General features: G+C 60.6%; 17 protein-coding genes. 10 read left to right on the top strand and 7 right to left on the bottom strand.

The features are described from left to right. Nucleotides 1-91 precede the first annotated feature (91 nt). Nucleotides 92-856 (bottom strand): substrate-binding periplasmic protein, encoded by a 765-nt coding sequence (locus J3P97_RS14880; RefSeq protein WP_434672101.1) that lies wholly within the window; start codon nucleotides 854-856, stop codon nucleotides 92-94. 330 nt (nucleotides 857-1,186) lie between these two features. Between J3P97_RS14880 and J3P97_RS14875 the strand changes: the two genes are divergently transcribed. Together J3P97_RS14875 and acuI are read left to right on the top strand one after the other, a co-directional pair. Continuing rightward, the gene (locus J3P97_RS14875) at nucleotides 1,187-1,999 is read left to right on the top strand and encodes an oxidoreductase (RefSeq protein WP_434573913.1); all 813 of its coding nucleotides are present in this window, start codon (nucleotides 1,187-1,189) and stop codon (nucleotides 1,997-1,999) included. Nucleotides 2,000-2,071: 72 nt separating this feature from the next. After that, a complete protein-coding gene (acuI, locus tag J3P97_RS14870) occupies nucleotides 2,072-3,058 on the top strand; it encodes an acrylyl-CoA reductase (NADPH) (RefSeq protein WP_434573915.1) in 987 nt (328 codons plus the stop codon). Nucleotides 3,059-3,099: 41 nt separating this feature from the next. Here the strand turns inward: acuI and J3P97_RS14865 are convergent, their stop codons facing one another. The 4 genes from J3P97_RS14865 to J3P97_RS14850 form a co-directional block, all read right to left on the bottom strand. Continuing rightward, nucleotides 3,100-3,663, bottom strand: coding sequence for a cytochrome b (locus J3P97_RS14865; protein ID WP_434600939.1), 564 nt, complete (start codon nucleotides 3,661-3,663; stop codon nucleotides 3,100-3,102). 91 nt (nucleotides 3,664-3,754) lie between these two features. Beyond that, nucleotides 3,755-5,209 carry an aldehyde dehydrogenase family protein gene (locus tag J3P97_RS14860; RefSeq protein WP_434672100.1) on the bottom strand — a complete coding sequence of 485 codons (1,455 nt, stop codon included), beginning with the start codon at nucleotides 5,207-5,209 and terminating at the stop codon, nucleotides 3,755-3,757. A 31-nt stretch (nucleotides 5,210-5,240) separates the two neighbouring features. Next, complete coding sequence (locus J3P97_RS14855) at nucleotides 5,241-6,614, bottom strand: aspartate aminotransferase family protein (RefSeq protein ID WP_434672099.1); 1,374 nt, start codon at nucleotides 6,612-6,614, stop codon at nucleotides 5,241-5,243. Then, nucleotides 6,607-6,846 carry a hypothetical protein gene (locus tag J3P97_RS14850; protein WP_434672098.1) on the bottom strand — a complete coding sequence of 80 codons (240 nt, stop codon included), beginning with the start codon at nucleotides 6,844-6,846 and terminating at the stop codon, nucleotides 6,607-6,609. The genes J3P97_RS14855 and J3P97_RS14850 overlap by 8 nt, the downstream gene beginning before the upstream one ends. Between J3P97_RS14850 and J3P97_RS14845 the strand changes: the two genes are divergently transcribed. The 3 genes from J3P97_RS14845 to J3P97_RS14835 all read left to right on the top strand — a co-directional run bounded on the left by J3P97_RS14845 (nucleotide 6,830) and on the right by J3P97_RS14835 (nucleotide 9,573). Further along, on the top strand, nucleotides 6,830-7,798 hold the full coding sequence (locus J3P97_RS14845) for a helix-turn-helix domain-containing protein (RefSeq protein ID WP_434672097.1): 969 nt from the start codon (nucleotides 6,830-6,832) through the stop codon (nucleotides 7,796-7,798). The genes J3P97_RS14850 and J3P97_RS14845 overlap by 17 nt on opposite strands. 150 nt (nucleotides 7,799-7,948) lie before the next feature. Further along, nucleotides 7,949-8,833, top strand: a complete 885-nt coding sequence (locus J3P97_RS14840; RefSeq protein ID WP_434674562.1) for an alpha/beta fold hydrolase — start codon at nucleotides 7,949-7,951, stop codon at nucleotides 8,831-8,833. 185 nt (nucleotides 8,834-9,018) lie between these two features. Continuing rightward, nucleotides 9,019-9,573, top strand: coding sequence for a hypothetical protein (locus J3P97_RS14835; protein WP_434672096.1), 555 nt, complete (start codon nucleotides 9,019-9,021; stop codon nucleotides 9,571-9,573). A gap of 100 nt (nucleotides 9,574-9,673) precedes the next feature. Here J3P97_RS14835 and J3P97_RS14830 read toward each other — a convergent pair whose 3' ends face one another. Together J3P97_RS14830 and J3P97_RS14825 are read right to left on the bottom strand one after the other, a co-directional pair. Next, a complete protein-coding gene (locus J3P97_RS14830; RefSeq protein ID WP_434672095.1) occupies nucleotides 9,674-9,967 on the bottom strand; it encodes a type II toxin-antitoxin system ParD family antitoxin in 294 nt (97 codons plus the stop codon). Nucleotides 9,968-10,517: 550 nt separating this feature from the next. Next, nucleotides 10,518-11,417, bottom strand: a complete 900-nt coding sequence (locus tag J3P97_RS14825; RefSeq protein WP_434672094.1) for a LysR family transcriptional regulator — start codon at nucleotides 11,415-11,417, stop codon at nucleotides 10,518-10,520. 112 nt (nucleotides 11,418-11,529) lie between these two features. Between J3P97_RS14825 and J3P97_RS14820 the strand changes: the two genes are divergently transcribed. The 5 genes from J3P97_RS14820 to dctA are packed head-to-tail and all read left to right on the top strand — an operon-like array spanning nucleotide 11,530 to nucleotide 16,359. Next, nucleotides 11,530-12,720 (top strand): CaiB/BaiF CoA transferase family protein, encoded by a 1,191-nt coding sequence (locus tag J3P97_RS14820; RefSeq protein WP_434672093.1) that lies wholly within the window; start codon nucleotides 11,530-11,532, stop codon nucleotides 12,718-12,720. Between the two features lie 16 nt (nucleotides 12,721-12,736). Continuing rightward, on the top strand, nucleotides 12,737-13,702 hold the full coding sequence (locus J3P97_RS14815; RefSeq protein WP_434672092.1) for a hydroxymethylglutaryl-CoA lyase: 966 nt from the start codon (nucleotides 12,737-12,739) through the stop codon (nucleotides 13,700-13,702). Continuing rightward, nucleotides 13,699-14,082 carry a VOC family protein gene (locus tag J3P97_RS14810; protein ID WP_434672091.1) on the top strand — a complete coding sequence of 128 codons (384 nt, stop codon included), beginning with the start codon at nucleotides 13,699-13,701 and terminating at the stop codon, nucleotides 14,080-14,082. The genes J3P97_RS14815 and J3P97_RS14810 overlap by 4 nt, the downstream gene beginning before the upstream one ends. Next, complete coding sequence (locus J3P97_RS14805; RefSeq protein ID WP_434672090.1) at nucleotides 14,079-15,020, top strand: D-2-hydroxyacid dehydrogenase; 942 nt, start codon at nucleotides 14,079-14,081, stop codon at nucleotides 15,018-15,020. Before J3P97_RS14810 ends, J3P97_RS14805 begins: the two co-directional genes overlap by 4 nt. A gap of 40 nt (nucleotides 15,021-15,060) precedes the next feature. Then, a complete protein-coding gene (gene dctA / locus J3P97_RS14800; RefSeq protein ID WP_434672089.1) occupies nucleotides 15,061-16,359 on the top strand; it encodes a C4-dicarboxylate transporter DctA in 1,299 nt (432 codons plus the stop codon). Nucleotides 16,360-16,457 lie beyond the last annotated feature (98 nt).

Genomic DNA, 16,457 nt, shown 5'->3' with positions numbered 1-16,457 from the left:
AAGCAAAGGTAACTATCATTCGGAATGATATAAGCCATTGATGAGCCATGGCATACGGCAACTGTGTAGTGGATCGGTGCCAGCCGGCTACTTAGTCAGGCAGATAAACCTCACGTATCCGCTTGATCGTGCCGTCCTTGCGCAGGGCCTCCACGGCTCCACGCAAGTCTTCGACAATTTTTTCGGAGCAGCGCCTGGAACACGCCAGATAGAGGTCGGCACTGCTGCCAACCGGGCTCATCAGCAGTTTGCGCCTGGACACCTTTGGCCAGATGTAGCGACTCTCCGGAACACCGTTGAACCAGGCATCGATACGTCCCATCAACAGCATCTGGGCAGGGTTGTCACCGATGGCCAGCGGATAGATCTGTTCGTCGCTGAAGCCTTCGGCGCGCAGGATGTCCTCTTGTGCACTGCCCAGGCCGACGCCGATCTTGCGGTAGGTTGCTTTCGCCTGGGCGAAACTGGTGACCTGCCGGTCGAGGCTGAAGAAGGCGCGCTCCATGGGCATGATCGAAGCGATCCAGGTGAAGCGATCCTCGCGCACAGGAATGCGCGACAAGGGAGCTATCAGGTAGTCGTGTTCTTCGCTGACATGTTTCTGTGCCCTGGCCCAGGGCAGCAGGTGGATCTTTGGCGTATACCCGGCCCGGGTAATCGCCTGCACCGCGACGTCACCGACGATGCCGTACCCCTTGGGGTCGTTGATGAACGTCAGCGGAGGTGCGTCCGGGATGTGCAGCTCGATGACTTGTGGCTCACCGTGCGCTGGTTGGATAACCCATGCCAGCAGTAACAGGCAGAGCCGGGCAAACACTTTGGGACGGCCATTCAATACGCGCGGGATCCGGCTCATGATCGATACTTCAGGCATTAAAAGGGGGGGGCGCCATCCTACCTGTCCGGCGCCGGGAACATGTCGCAGGCCAATGCACGGAGGCCACGTTTCCCTGACTGGTCAATCGTCTTGCCCGGGCGTCTCTTATTGTCGTCTGGCCTGGGCGCGTGTTCCTGTAGGTATAGATCATCCTGCCGGTAACGGTGGGTTCATGGGGGACGCAAACAGGTTAGTCTATTTTGATGTCGATCAAAATCAAAAATCTTGACGTCTATGATTATGGTCATCATCATAGGTTCGCCCGACACGCACCGATGCCGGGCCAACCAGGCAGCCGAGGAAAACTTCATGACCACCACTAAACCCGTAGCGTTGGTGACTGGCGCTTCGTCCGGCATCGGTGAGGCCATCGCCAACAAGCTGGCATCCGCAGGCTACACCGTCTATGGCACCAGTCGCCGCGGAACCCGCGGTGAGCATCAGCCCTATGCGATGCTGGCGCTGGACGTTACCGACGACGCCAGCGTCGAAGCCGCCGTCGCCGAGCTGCTGCGCCGGGAAGGGCGCATCGATTTGCTGGTCAACAATGCCGGCTTCGGGCTTGCTCCGGCCGCGGCGGAAGAAAGCTCGATCGAGCAGGCCAAGGCCGTCTTCGATACCAATTTCCTCGGTGTCGTGCGCATGACCCGCGCCGTTGTGCCCCACATGCGACGTCAGGGCAGCGGTCGAATCATCAACATCGGCTCCATTCTTGGTGTCGTATCCGTACCTTATGTAGCGCTCTACGTGGCCAGCAAACATGCGGTGGACGGCTATTCCCAAGCGCTGGATCACGAGTTGCGTACCCATGGCATCCGGGTGGTCGTCATCGAGCCCGGCTATACGCGCACGGCCTTCGAAAGCAACAGCCTGCAGGCTGACGCCAAGCTGGACGTGTATGAGGACATTCGGGTTAAGGTAACGAAGGTCGTCAACCAGGCGATGGCGACCGCCGAGGGCCCCGACGTGGTGGCTGACGTGGTGCTCAAGGCTGCTCGCGCCGAGCGGCCGAAGCTGCGTTACACCGCCGGCAAGACAGCCGCGCAGCTGCAGTTCATGCGTCGCTTCGCGCCGGCTGGCGTGCTGGACACGGGCATCCGCAAGGCCCTGCAGCTCGCGTGAATTGCCAGCCGGGCCAGCGCCCGCATTCGCTGCGTTGGCCCCGACCCGCTCAGAATGAAGAGGAAACCAACAATGACCTTCAAAGCGCTGCTTTGCACCAAAACCGCTGACGTGATTTCCACCAGCCTGGTCGACTTCAAGGATGAGGACCTGATGGCCGGCGACGTCACCGTCGCGATCGAGTACTCCACCGTCAATTACAAGGACGCCTTGGCGCTCAGCGGTCGCACACCCGTGATCCGCCAATTTCCGCTGATTCCTGGCATCGACTTTGCCGGCGTTGTCGAGAGTTCCAGTCATGCCGGTTTCCAGGCTGGCGATCGGGTGCTGCTCAACGGCTGGGGGCTGAGCCAGACCCACCACGGCGGCTTTGCCCAGAAGGCGCGCGTGAGCGGCGACTGGCTGGTGAAGGTTCCGGAGGTTTTTTCGACCCGCCAGGCCATGGCCATCGGCACCGCCGGCTACACCGCGATGCTCAGTGTGTTGGCCCTGGAGCACGGTGGCCTGACGCCTGAGCGTGGCGACGTTCTGGTGACCGGCGCCAACGGCGGCGCGGGCTCGGTTGCAATCGCACTGTTGTCCGGCCTGGGCTATCGGGTGATTGCCTCGACCGGCCGTCAGGAAGAAGCCGATTATCTGCGCGATCTGGGTGCCTGCGAGATCATCGATCGTCATACCTTGTCCGAGCCGGGTGCTCCGGTTGCCAAGGAGCGCTGGGCCGGCGTCATCGATTCGGTCGGTAGCCATACCCTGGTCAATGCCTTGGCACAGACTCGATATCGTGGCGTTGTCGCCGCTTTCGGCCTGGCCCAGGGGGCGGATCTGCCCGGCTCGGTGCTGCCCTTCATCCTGCGCAACGTGACCCTCGCCGGTATCGACTCGGTGAACGCTCCGCAAGATGTTCGCCTGCAGGCATGGGCGCGACTGGCCCGGGATCTCGACGTGAACAAGCTCGCCCGGACCACCCAGGTCGTCGGCCTGGCGCAGGTTCCGCAGGTCGCCGCTCAGGTGTTGGAAGGACAGGTGCGTGGCCGTACGGTCGTGGATGTGAACGCATAACCAAGGCCTCCCGCGGTGTCCGACGAGGGTTTGCAAAGCCGTCAGAGCATGCGGCGCAGCACGTCGCTTCGGGGATCGCGGTCGAGGAACCGGTGCTTGAGCGCGCCGGCAACGTGCAGCAGGATCAGGCCGAGCAGCGTGTAGGCGAGCACCTTGTGCAGCCACTGGAAGACGACGAACCAATCGTCATTTTTGCCAAGCAGCTCCGGGAGGTTCACGCCAAAGAAGAACACCCCGTCGCTCATCGTGTAGGTGCTCGACATCGAATAGCCCATCAACGGCACGATCACCAGCAGCGCATACAAGGTACGGTGGGCGAGTCTTGACGAAACCCGTTCATAGCGCGCCAATGATTCCGGCGGCTGCGGCAGCCTGGGGGTTCGCATGCGCAAGACGATCTGGACCAGGACCAGCAAGAATGCCAACACCCCGAACGATTTGTGCCACGGATAATAAAGCTCGTATTTGCTCGCCACCTCGTCATCCAGCCCGGTCATGTGCCAGCCTGCCCAGAGCAGGCCTGCGATGAGCACGGCGCGCGCCCAATGCAGGAGTCGCAGGGACGTAGGATACCGATCAACAGGTGTTTGATTTGCCGGATGCATCGCGGTCTCTCCATCGGTAACAAAAATGCACCTGAGCGACCCTCGGGTAATCAGCGCATCGAGGGTCGCGCGGTCAGTGCAGGGATGGCTATCAGGTGGGCAGCAATACGGTGATGACTTTTTCTTCGGTGTAGGCCAACGCGCCGGCAAATCCGCCCTCACGGCCAATGCCGCTGGCTTTCACCCCGCCCCAAGGCAGGTTGGCGTCCAGCGGGCTCCAGCAGTTGACGCCCACGGCGCCAGCCTTCACCGCCCCAGCCACGCGATGCGCCTTTGCCAGGTCATTGGTCCAGACCGTCGCCGCGAGGCCGTAAGCCGAATCGTTGGCCAAGGCAAGAGCCTCGTCTTCGCTGTCGAAAGTGATCACGGTGCCGACCGGGCCGAAGATCTCGTCCCGGGCGATCGCCATGTCATTGTGTGCATTGGCAAAGATGGTCGGTTGGACAAACCAGCCCCTTTCGGGCGTCGATACGCCGCCAGCCAACAGCGTGGCACCTTGCTCGATGCCCAGTTGGATGTACCGGTTGACGCGCTCGAATTGGGCTTTGTTGGCCACGGGGCCCATCTGTACGTCGGTTTGCCGAGGATCACCGACCTTGACCGCCCGTGCCGCATCGGCAAGCGCCGCGGCGAAGCGCTCGGCGATGCCGCGCTGGACCAGGATGCGCGAGCCGGCCGCGCAGATCTGTCCCTGGTTGACGAACAGGCCGAGCGAACAGCCGTGCAACGCATCGTCGAAGGGTGCGTCGTCGAAGACAATCTGCGGACTCTTGCCGCCCAGCTCCAGGGCGACGCGCTTGAACAGCACACCGGCGGTGCGCTGGATTTCGCGACCCGCTTCGGGGCTGCCGGTGAAGCTGATCTTGGCGACGTGCGGGTGTTCGCACAGGGCACGGCCGACTTCATCGCCGTAACCGGTGACCACGTTGATCACCCCGTCGGGGAAGCCCGCTTCCTGGGCCAGCGCCACCAGGTGCAGGGCCGATTGCGGGGTTTCTTCCGAAGGCTTGATGACCACCGTGCAGCCTGCCGCGAGTAACGCAGCGAGCTTCCAGACGGTGATCATCAGCGGCGAGTTCCAAGGCACGATGGCGCCGACCACGCCCACCGGTTCGCGCACCGTATACGACAGGGTCCTGGTGCCGAAATAGCCGCCGGAGGGGATGGTCCGGCCCTCCAGCTGATTGGCCCAGCCGGCGGCGGCGCGCAGATTCGCAACGGCGTTTGGGATGTCCATCCGGCGGGGTTCGAGGGGGGAGCGGCCGATGGCATTGGCGTCGAGGTCGGCGAGCTGTTCGGTGTCGCGCTCGACCAGGTCAGCCAGTTTCGACAGCAGTCGCGCGCGCTGGGCGCCGTCAAGTCGACTCCAGGCGCCACGCTCAAGTTGGTCGAGCGCAGCGTTCACCGCACGGTCGACGTCCTCGGCGGTGCCGCGTGCAGAGCTGCCGTAGGCCTGTTCCGTCACTGGATCGACGAGGGGGATGCGGCGGCCGTCGGAGGCTTCGACGGCCGCGCCTTCGATGAAGTGCTTGAAGTGCTGGGTCATTTTGCAGTCCGTAATAAGGTGAAGTGGACGGTCATGCCTTGAGGGTGGCCAGGGCGTCGCCAAAAATGTCCAGGGCCTTGAAGAACATCGAGCGTGGGATCGTCAGCGAAGGCATCACCCGCATCACGTTGCTGTAGCGACCGCAGGGAATCATCAGTACGCCGTGGTTCAGCAGGTAGCCCATCAGTTGACCGATCCTGGCCGGCGCCAGCGGCGTTTTGGTTACCGGGTCCTCGACCAGCTCGATGCCGATCATCAGGCCGCGACCGCGTACCTCGCCGATGAACGGGCTGTCGAAACCGCGGATGCGTTCCTGTGCTTCCAGCCCAAGCGTGTGGGCGCGGTTGAGCAGGTCGAGCTCAGGGTCCTGGAGGATGCTGATATTGGTCAGCGCCACTGCCGCCGAGAGTGAGTTGGCGGCAAAGGTATTGGGCACCGAGCCATCAGGAATCGCCGCCGCCAGGTCCGAGCGCATGATCAGGCCCGCCATCGGCAGGTCGCTGCCGATGCCCTTGCCGAAGGTGAGCATGTCGGGCTTCACGCCTGAATGTTCGACCGCCCACATCTTGCCGGTGCGTCCCGCGCCGGACTGCACTTCATCGACGATCAGCAACGCGCCACTGCGGTCGCAGGCCTTGCGCAACAATTGCAGGAACTCTGGCGACGGGGGCACGTAGCCGCCTTCGCCCTGGACCGGTTCGACGATCACCGCGGCCACGTCATCGGCCGCTGTGTAAGGGGTGTTCAGCAAGTAATCCACGTATTCGCCGGCGATCTGCTCGGCGCTTTTGTGCGTGGTGTCGAAGGGAAAACGATAGGCGTAAGGGTAGGGCGCATGAATGACTCCGCCCATCTGGGCACCGTAGCCCTTGCGGTAGGCGGTGCCAGTGGTCAGCGCGCCCGAGGCGTTCCAGACGCCGTGATAGCCACCGTGGAAAGCGATGATCTGGTGCCGCCCGGTAATGCGCTTGGCGAACTTGACCGCGGCCTCCAGCGCGTCGCTGCCGCTTTGCGTGAAGAACGTTATGCAATCGCCGCGCAAGCCGTCGGGGGCGATTTCGGCAATCTTCGCCGCCAGTTCGGTGCGCCGGGTACTGTTCACTTCCAGGGCGTGCATGAGCACTTCGGACTGTTCACGGATCGCTTGCACCACCTTCGGATGGCAGCGGCCTACGCTGCTGACGCCCACGCCGGCGGACAGGTCGATATAGATGTTGCCATCGGGGTCCTTGAAGGTCGCGCCAAAAGCCCGGTCCATGGCCACGGGCATGCGTCCGCCGCCGCGCGCCATCGACTCGGTACGCGCCGATAACGCCAGGGCCTCGATGGTCCTGGGGCCGGGAATGGCGGAGGTGATCCGCGGGGCATCCGCAAAATGCAGGGATTCAAGTTTGGCTTCACTCATGACGGTCTCTCAGGATGTCGGTTTCAGTGTCCCGATCATCCCCGTCGCCCGTGCGCGGCCGGTAGCCCGAATCGGCACATTGGCTGGCCGCCACAAGCGTTCCGGCATGACTGCTGAAAGCTAACCAAATAAATTTGCAGAATTCTCCTATCGTGAGAATATTGCGCACAAAGACGATCCCAATAACAAGAATATCGGCAGAGGCTTTTGTCATCATGAAAAACCACAACATCAGCCATTTCCGCGATATTCATGTCCACGCCGCTACCGTCCAGGAGTGGAATCAGGATTACAACCAACTGACCGCCGGCTCGGCCGAGAGCTCGCTCATACAGCTGAGCACCGCGCGCTGCCACGTATTTCGCGAGAAGATCAACCAGCGTGTCGTGCAGCACGGCGTCGCGCCCCGGGGCAAGATGTGTTTCGCCGTGCCCATCACGGTTCCGGGTTCGATCCGGATGCAAGGGCGGGAGGTCGACGACAGCAGCCTGTTCTTCCTGCACGGGGGCGAGGAGTTCATGTTCCATATGCCGATGGGCATGGAGCTGCTGGCCATTACCTTCGAGCGCGAATGGTTCGAGCAGGCGCTGGCACAAACCACCTCGGCAAAGGAAATCGGCCAACTGCTGCGTCAGCCGGTTATCAGGCTGCCCACTCAACGTTATGCCGACGCCCGCCGTCGCATGCTGGCGGCATTCTCCCTGGCCCTCTCAAGCGAAGAGCTCGACCCGACGCACGATCGCGAGCTGGCGCTGGAACAGGCCATGCTCGGCGAGTTGCTGCAACTGATGACCGATCCGGCCTGCGACAAGCAGCAGCGCACGCCAAGCTCGACGCGCAGTTACATTGTCGAAAAATGCCACCGCCTGGCGACCGCGGAACTGAACAACGTGCCCAGCGTGGACGACCTCTGCCAGCGCCTCCAGGTGAGCCGGCGTACCGTACAGAACAGCTTCCGCTCGGTTGCCGAGACCACGCCGCTCAACTATCTGCGCTCCGTCAGGCTCAACGGTGTGCGCCGGACCTTGATGTCTACCCGGGCGTCCCATCTGTCGATCGGCGACGCCGCCGCCCAATGGGGTTTTTATCACCTCAGCCATTTTGCCGCGGAGTATCAGGAGCTGTTCGCGGAATTGCCCTCCCATACTGCCCGCGCCGCCATTCCTGATTGCGCCCATGCCTGAAGGTTCTCCTGGCGCAATCGGCGGTGCGCTGGCGTCGATTCCGGGCGAGACGCTTCTCGCTTCTGATGGAAGGCGAGGTTATCGATTCATTGAGCATGGGCGTGTTTTTCCTTGTCCGATTTTTCGATCGCAGGTGCCATGCAGGAGGCAATGATGAAAACTGTTAAAGCCGGTGTTCTGGAAATCGCCTATCTGGAGGTCGGTCCGGTCGACGGGGCCCCCGTGGTGTTGCTCCACGGTTTCCCCTATGACGTGCATGCCTACGATGAAGTCGCCAGGATCCTGGCCTCAGCGGGAAAGCGATGCTTGACGCCTTACCTCCGTGGCTATGGCCCCACCCGATTTTTGGACGAGCAGACAATGCGCTCGGGAGAGCAGGCGGCAATAGGAGCCGACCTGTTGGCTTTTCTCGACGCACTGAAAATCGAAAAAGCTGTACTTGCGGGTTATGACTGGGGCGGAAGAGCGGCTTGCATCGTCGCCGCGCTATGGCCGGAAAGGGTAACCGGTTTGGTCAGCTGTGGTGGCTACAGTATTCAGAATATTGCTGAAGCGCACCAGCCTGTTTCTCCCGAGGCTGAGCACCTGCTCTGGTATCAGTACTATCTTCACGGTAGCCGTGGTCGCGCTGGATTGACCTCGAACAGAAGGGATTTCTGCCGCTTGTTATGGCGCATGTGGTCGCCAACCTGGGGGTTCACCCAGGAGGCGTTCGAAACGACCACTGCAGCGTTTGAGAACGACGACTTTGTTGACGTGGTAACACACTCGTACCGCCACCGTTTCGGATTGGTCGAGGGAGATCCAGCCTATCGGAACATAGAATCCCGGCTTGCCGCACAACCCAGGATCGCGGTGCCTTCATTGGTTCTGGAGGGTGGCGCTGATGCGGTTGATCCGCCTGCCGAGGAGGACCCATTCGCCCGTCAGTTTACCGGGTCGTATCGCCGGGAAATCCTGGAAAACATTGGCCACAACGTGCCTCAAGAGGCGCCAGGAAAATTTGCTGACGGGATCTTGAGCGTCGGTGGATGACTTCCTTGGCAGGCTGCCCAAGTCGTGAGACTTAGGCTCGATGCTGCTGGTCATCCCGATCCAACCCCAGCAACAACCCGGAACCAGCGCCCCCAACATCCTGGGCAAATGAGCAGTTAAGTAAGTTAGGCTGTTCGCGCGACAGGCCGTCGGTAGTCGACGGCCTGAAAACAAAGGCCTTATCAATGTCGAAGCATTTGCTGTTGGGCTGGACCCGTTCCTTGTGCGTGCTTGCTGCCTTGAGCGGCGCGGCCACCATGGCAGTTGCTGCCTCGCCTGAAGAAACCGCTACGGCGGCATCGGATACGCAAGCGGTGTCCCTGGCAGGCGGCAAGCTGAAGTTCGTGCTGAACGGCGTCGAGGCCCGTACCTTGAACAGCGATAACGGCGGCACGATGTACTTCGATCCGGAAAGCGAGCGGGCCATCATCGTTACCGAAGGTCCGGCGCCGACTGCGGGTACCACCCCGGACGCTGCGTTTCGCCTTGCCGTGGATACCGTGAAGGAAAAGCAGCAGGCCGCGTCAGCCAACTTTCGCATGACTGGCGAGAAGACCATTCAGGTGAACGGCCTGAAGATGTACCGCCTGGACGGCACCGACGATTTCAACGGCCTGAAACTACTGATGGCCTCGTTGATGACCATGAACGATCAGAAGATCACCATCATCGAAGTGATGTCCAGCGTAAACGACCCGGCCGGCCATACCGCTGCGTTGGAGAACATTCTGGGCCAGTAACCCGCAGGTTTCCGGATAGTTCGCTATTCCTGGCCAGTTAAGCCGTTGGGCCAGGTTGCTGATCAATCGTTAGGGTTGGAAATCCGAAACTGCGGCATGCTCAGTGTTTCTCGCGCGCGGGGAGGGTTGCCTCCAGGCTCAAGCCCTCGAGGTAATGCTCCAGATCATCCCCTTCGGTCACCTGAGTAAAGCGCCCGTGCTCAAGATCCATGATGCCGATTGAGGTCGCCTGACGCAGGGCCTCGATTTTGGCGGTGTCTTCGGCGACACGCTGCTCCAATAAACGTAAACCTTCTCGCATCACTTCGCTGGCATTCTGATAACGGCCGGACTTTACCAAGTCATGGATAACCTGTTCCTGGTGAGGGGTGAGCACAACGTTTCGCGTCGCCATAACTAGCTCCAGTTCTATGCAAACAGGTACTTTTGATTGTTGGCATTTATGCCATCTTCGCTCAGGAGAATAGCTTGGGGCCGATATCCAGCGATCAGGTGATGGCTGACTCGGCGCCAATCAGCAAGGTTCAAAGTCATCCGCCCATAATAAAGCGACCTGCAGATCAGTGCCCGCCGTTCCGCTGAAAGCTTCAGGCCGGCCTATCGAATCGCAGAGTGTCCGGTGGGAGGTATCCTCATCAATAGCCGACTTGGCCTTAGGCTGGGGGCATCCTTTTCAAACCATCCAAAGCATGCCCCCAGTTTTGCCCCAATTCGAACCGAGTGTGCGAGCGATCGCGAGTGACGATTTCTGCCGCTGAGGCCCTGAGTAACCAGATATTGCGCCTGAAGCCGCTGACAATAATTGACACCACGCAAACCAGGCGCCAGCTACCGACTGCGGAGACCGCTAAGGAAAGAGCAACTGACACAAGCTCGCTGCATGGTCAATCAAGACGGCGCCAGAAGGGATAGCGTTTAACTCCGATTTCGGTCAACTCTATTTCCTACTCCAGACTCCCGAGATAGTTATATAAGTTCATTGCTTCCGGTGACAGACGCGAGGCGTCAGCCACGCCGACATATAACGTACGCGTCGCCCAGGCCCCCTCCAGCGGTATCGCTCGTAGCTTCGATTCGAGCAGTTCGGGATGGACCGACCCGAGCGGCAGAATGCCAATGCCCAATCCAGCCTCGATCATGCGGCAGATACCGTCAAAGCTGCTGACTTGAATCCGTACTTTCAGCAGCCTCCCAGTGCTGGCAGCGGCGTCGTTGATGCGACGCAACAGTGAGCTCCCCTGATTCAAAGCCACGTAATCAAAATCCAGCGTGTCAGCCAGGGTCACGGCGGCACGCTGCGCCAACTCGTGGGCTTGGGGCACCAGCACCACGAGGCGGTCGCGTCGATAGGGCTGCATTTGCAGCCCGGGAGCAGGCGCATTGTCGGCAAAGATTCCTATCTCGGCCTGGCCGCTTTCCACCGCATGGATGGTGCTGTCGCTGAGCGCTTCCGCAAGCTCGATACGTACGTGGGGGTTGGCCGCCAGAAATATCGCCAGGTCATGTGGCAGGAATTGGATCACTGCGGAGGTATTCGCAAACAACCGCACATGGCCGCGAACACCATTCGCGTAGTCGGTGGCGTCGTGGGCCATTTGCTGTGCGACGTCGAGGATGGCCCGCGCATGTTCTGCCAGGCCGCGCCCAGCGGGAGTGAGCTGCAGTCCTCGGGGCACACGGGTGAACAAGGTGCAGTGGGTCACCCTTTCAAGTTCAGCTAACCGCTTGCTCGCTGCGGAAACGGTCATGTGCGCACTGTTTGCGGCCTGGGTCAGGTTTTCCGTGTTGGCGGTCAATACCAACAGGCGTAGCGACACCAAATCGAGCTGCAACAAATTGAACATATCCACCTCTGTGTTTCCAGTTTGGAAAGAGTAGTGGAAATCTTTGAAATTCTCACGCCGTGCGTTTGAGTGGATTATCCGACCATCACCTCCAACAAGAACGGAAAACGTCATGAGCCTACCGCTAGAAGGCATCAAGGTGGTCGAAATGGGCCAGCTGATTGCGGGGCCTTTCGCGGCCAAGATCCTCGCCGAGTTCGGCGCTGAAGTTATCAAGATCGAACCGCCGGTCACCGGCGACCCCCTGCGCAAATGGCGGTTGCTGCACAACGGCACCTCAGTTTGGTGGGCGGCCCAGTCACGCAACAAGCAATCGGTTACCCTCGATCTTCGTCAGGCCGAAGCCCGGGAAGTGGTCAAGCGGCTGGTCAAGGACGCCGACATCCTGATCGAGAACTTCCGTCCTGGAACACTGGAAAAATGGGGGTTGGGCTGGGATGAGCTGTTCGCTATCAACCCTGGCCTGGTGATGCTGCGGGTGTCCGGCTACGGCCAGACCGGGCCTTATCGCGACTTGCCAGGCTTCGGCGTTATCGGAGAAGCCATGGGCGGTTTGCGACATCTATCCGGCGAGCCAGGGCGCACACCAGTGCGGGTGGGGGTGTCGATAGGCGACTCGTTGTCCGCACTCCATGGTGTGATCGGGGTGCTGCTTGCACTACGCCATCGCGAACAAAACCACGGTGTCGGCCAGCAGGTAGATGTGGCTTTGTATGAGTCGGTTTTCAACATGATGGAAAGCCTGATTCCCGAGTATTCGGTGTTTGGCACGGTGCGCGAGCCGGCCGGTAGCAGCCTTCCGGGTATTGCGCCGACCAATGCCTACCGTTGCAAGGATGGAAAGTACGCATTGATCGCGGGCAACGGCGACAGCATCTACCGCCGCCTGATGGAAAAGATCGAGCGCCCGGACTTGGCCGAGGACCCGGAACTGGCGCAGAACGATGGCCGTGTGCGCCATGTGGCGCGCATTGATGCGGCAATTTCCACGTGGACGGCCGAGCGGAACCTTGATGATGCGCTCGCCGCGTTGAAGGACGCCAACATCCCCTCCGGCAAGATCTATGACGCCGCCGACATTGCCTCCGACTCCCATTACCAGGCACGCGACATGCTACTCGCCAGCCAGTTGGACGACGGCACTGCGGTCACCTTGCCCGGCATCGTTCCCAAGTTGACGGCCACGCCCGGCCGTGTGCGTTCGCGTGCGCCGAGTCTTGGACAACACACAGATGCGGTGCTTGAGAACATCGGTATCGATGCGCCGACCCGTACAGCCTGGCGCGCTCGCGGCCTCATCTGAAACCAGGAGTACCTCAATGAAACGCTTATACCTGCAGGAAGTCGCGACCCGTGACGGCTTCCAGAACGAAAAGACCTTTATCGACACCGAAAAGAAAATCGCCTTGATCGATGCGCTGAGCCAGTGCGGCTACGCCAAGATCGAAGTGACTTCCTTCACTTCGCCCAAGGCCATTCCCGCGTTGCGTGACGCCGAGGCCGTGATGGCTGCAATTCAGCGGCATAAAGATGTGGAGTACACGGTGCTAGTGCCCAACATTCGGGGGGCAGAAAGAGCGCTGGGGTGTGGAATCGACGAAGCCAACCTGGTGATGTCGGTGAGCGAACCGCATAACCGCTCCAACCTGCGCATGACACGGGAGCAGTCGTTTGCCCAGCTCCGAGATGTGGTGGGGGTAATTGGGCGCGGGCCGGTGGCGGTCAACGTGTCGCTGTCCACGGTATTTGGCTGCCCGATGCAGGGCGACGTGCCGGCCGACGATGTATTGGGTTGGGTCGGGCGTTTCGCCGAATTGGGCGTGCGTGGCGTCACCTTGTGTGACACCACCGGCATGGCCTATCCCTCGCAAGTGGAGGCGTTGTCGCGCCAGGTGCGCGAGCGCTTTCCTGAGTTGCAACTGACTTTGCATTTTCATAACACGCGTGGCATGGCCCTGACCAATACCCTGGCGGCGTTGCAGGCCGGCATCGACCGCTTTGATGCATCCCTGGGCGGCTTGGGCGGTTGCCCGTATGCCCCAGGTGCCAGCGGTAATGTGTGCATGGAGGACCTGGTGCACATGCTGGACCTGATGGGTTACGACACCGGCATGAACCTGGACCGCGTACTGGCGGCGTCCGCCCAGTTGCCCGGACTGATTGGTCACGACATCCCCAGCCAGATCCTCAAAGCCGGCAAACGCCTGGACCTGCATCCTATCCCCGATCACGTACACAGCCTAAGCAAGCAAGTGGCCAACCCTGAACTGGAGCGCACCCCATGATTGATCATCTAGACCATCTGGTTCTTACCACCATCGACGTAGCGGCCTGCAAAGACTTTTACATTCGCGTCATGGGCATGCACCAGGAGAGCTTTGGCAACGGCCGACTCGCGTTCCGCTTCGGCAACCAGAAAATCAATGTGCATGAGCGTGGACAAGAGTTCGAGCCCAAGGCCCATCTGCCGGTGCCCGGTGCGCTGGACCTGTGCTTTATCACCAGCACTTCGCTGGAGGAAGTGATCGCCCATCTGCAGGCCCAGGCCTGGCCGATCATCGAAGGCCCGGTGCCGCGTACAGGCGCCACTGGGCCGATTCGTTCGGTGTATGTGCGCGACCCGGACCTGAACCTCATCGAAATTTCTGAACAGGTGCGCGTATGAATATCGTGTTTCTCGACGGTGCAAGCTTGCCGTCGCCATTGGCGCGCCCGGCCCAGGCCAGCACGTGGACTGAACGAGAAAAAACCACTCCCGACCAGGTTGTGCAGGCGTTGGCCGAAGCCGATGTGGCCATTACCAACAAGGTACGTATCGACCGAGCTACCCTGGGACAACTGCCACATTTGAAGCTGATCTGCGTGGCTGCGACTGGCTACGACTGCATCGATATTGCGGCTTGCCGTGATCAAGGCGTGACGGTGTGCAACGTGCCGGCGTACAGCGCGGTCAGCGTGGCCGAAGCGGTGATCGGCTCGCTGTTTGCGCTACGTCGTCAACTCATGGCGTATCGTGCGGCGTCGACCAGGTTGTGGCCACAGTCATCCCATTTCTGCGTGCATGCGGCGCCGATCCAAGACCTGCAAGGCTCGACCCTGGGTATCATCGGCCGAGGTGATATCGGCAGCCGCGTGGCGCGCCTGGCCAAGGCCTTGGACATCACCGTGCTGTTTGCCGAACACCGTGGCGCGTCGCGGGTGAGGGAAGGCTACACGGCGTTCGACACGGTATTGGCCAAGGCCGATGCGCTGACCTTGCATTGTCCATTGACGCCGCAGACCCGTAACTTAATCGGTTCCGCCGAGATCGCACGGATGAAATCCGGTGCCTTGCTCATCAACACCGCACGCGGTGCACTGGTAGATGAAAACGCCGTGCTCGACGGGCTCGCCCGCGGCCGATTGGGGGGGGCTGCACTGGATGTACTTCAGGTGGAACCGCCCCAATCCGACCATCCCTTGCTGCACTGCGAACATCCCAATTTGCTGGTTACGCCCCACGTCGCTTGGGCCAGCCAAAGCAGTGTCGAGCGGCTCAAAGCCGTGCTGGCAGCCAATATAGCGGCGTTCGCCGCCCATCAACCGATCAACGTGGTGACTTGAACCCTCAGCTCCCCCAATCACAACCCCATAAGGCAGAGCCATGACAAAAATAATCAGCTCGTCGGTCGAATCCGTGGATGAACCGCTTCCACGGCGCAAAGCGTTTTACCAGCACCTCTACGTGCAAGTCCTCGCAGCGATCGTACTGGGGGTGATCCTCGGTCACTTCAGCCCCGGTCTCGGTGAGCAGATGAAACCCTTGGGCGATACGTTCATCAAGCTGATCAAGATGCTGATAGCACCGATCATATTTTGCACGGTGGTCAGCGGTATCGCCGGCATGCAGGACCTTAAGCGCATCGGGCGTATCGGTTTCAAGTCTCTGATTTACTTTGAAGTGCTGACCACCATAGCCCTGGTGATCGGCTTGATCGGGGTGAACCTGCTCAAGCCAGGTGTCGGCATGCACATCGACCCGGCCAGCCTCGACGCTTCGGCTATCGCGGGCTACACCAAGGCCGCCCATGATCAAAGCGTGGTCGGGTTCCTCACGCACATTGTGCCGACCACGGTGTTCGGCGCGTTTACTGAGGGCGATATCCTCCAAGTGCTATTCATCTCGGTGCTGTTCGCCTTCGGCCTGCAATTGTTGGGCGAGACTGGCAAGCCGCTGCTCAATACCATCGACCTGGTGGCGAAGGCATTCTTTCGCATGCTCAAGATCGTCATGTACCTGGCTCCCCTGGGAGCCTTCGGCGGCATGGCTTTCACTGTGGGCAAGTACGGCGTGCAGTCGCTCGGGGCCTATGTGAACCTGCTGGTGTGTTACTACCTTACCGGGCTGGTATTCGTATTCGTGGTGCTGAATCTGGTGGCGCGGCTGGCTGGTTTCAGCCTGTGGAAGTTCCTCAAGTACGTCCGCGAAGAACTGGTACTGGTCCTCGGCACTTCCTCGTCGGAGTCGGCGTTGCCGCGCCTGATGGGCAAGCTGGAGAAGCTCGGCTGCGAGAAGTCCACCGTCGGCCTCGTGGTACCTTCCGGCTACTGCTTCAATCTTGACGGCAGTTGCATCAACATGACGGTACTGGCGATTTTCATTGCCCAGGCCCTGGACATCGACGTGTCTCTTTATCATCAAGTAACGCTGTTACTGATCCTGTTGCTGACGTCCAAGGGCGCCGCGAGCGTGACCGGAGGCGCGTTCATCACCCTGGCGGCAACCCTCGGTTCGATCGATGTAATACCGGCGGCAGGCCTGGTACTGGTGCTAGGCGTCTACCGGTTTATCTCCGAAGGCGGCGCGCTGATCAATGTGATCGGTAACGGTGTCGCCACGCTGTTCATTGCCCGCTGGGATGGGGCTCTGGATCGTGAGCAACTCAGCCGTGAACTAGGTTAGGTTTAACGCAGAGACTCTTTGTTGTTGGCCACCACGCCTGGCTGATGCCCTGGAGGCTCTGCGTTTTTTCCGAGATTGAGTCATATGGCGGCAATATA

The organism is Pseudomonas sp. R1-15 (genome assembly GCF_051132085.1).
Taxonomy (GTDB): domain Bacteria; phylum Pseudomonadota; class Gammaproteobacteria; order Pseudomonadales; family Pseudomonadaceae; genus Aquipseudomonas.
This window is presented reverse-complemented; position numbering and strand designations above follow the sequence as displayed.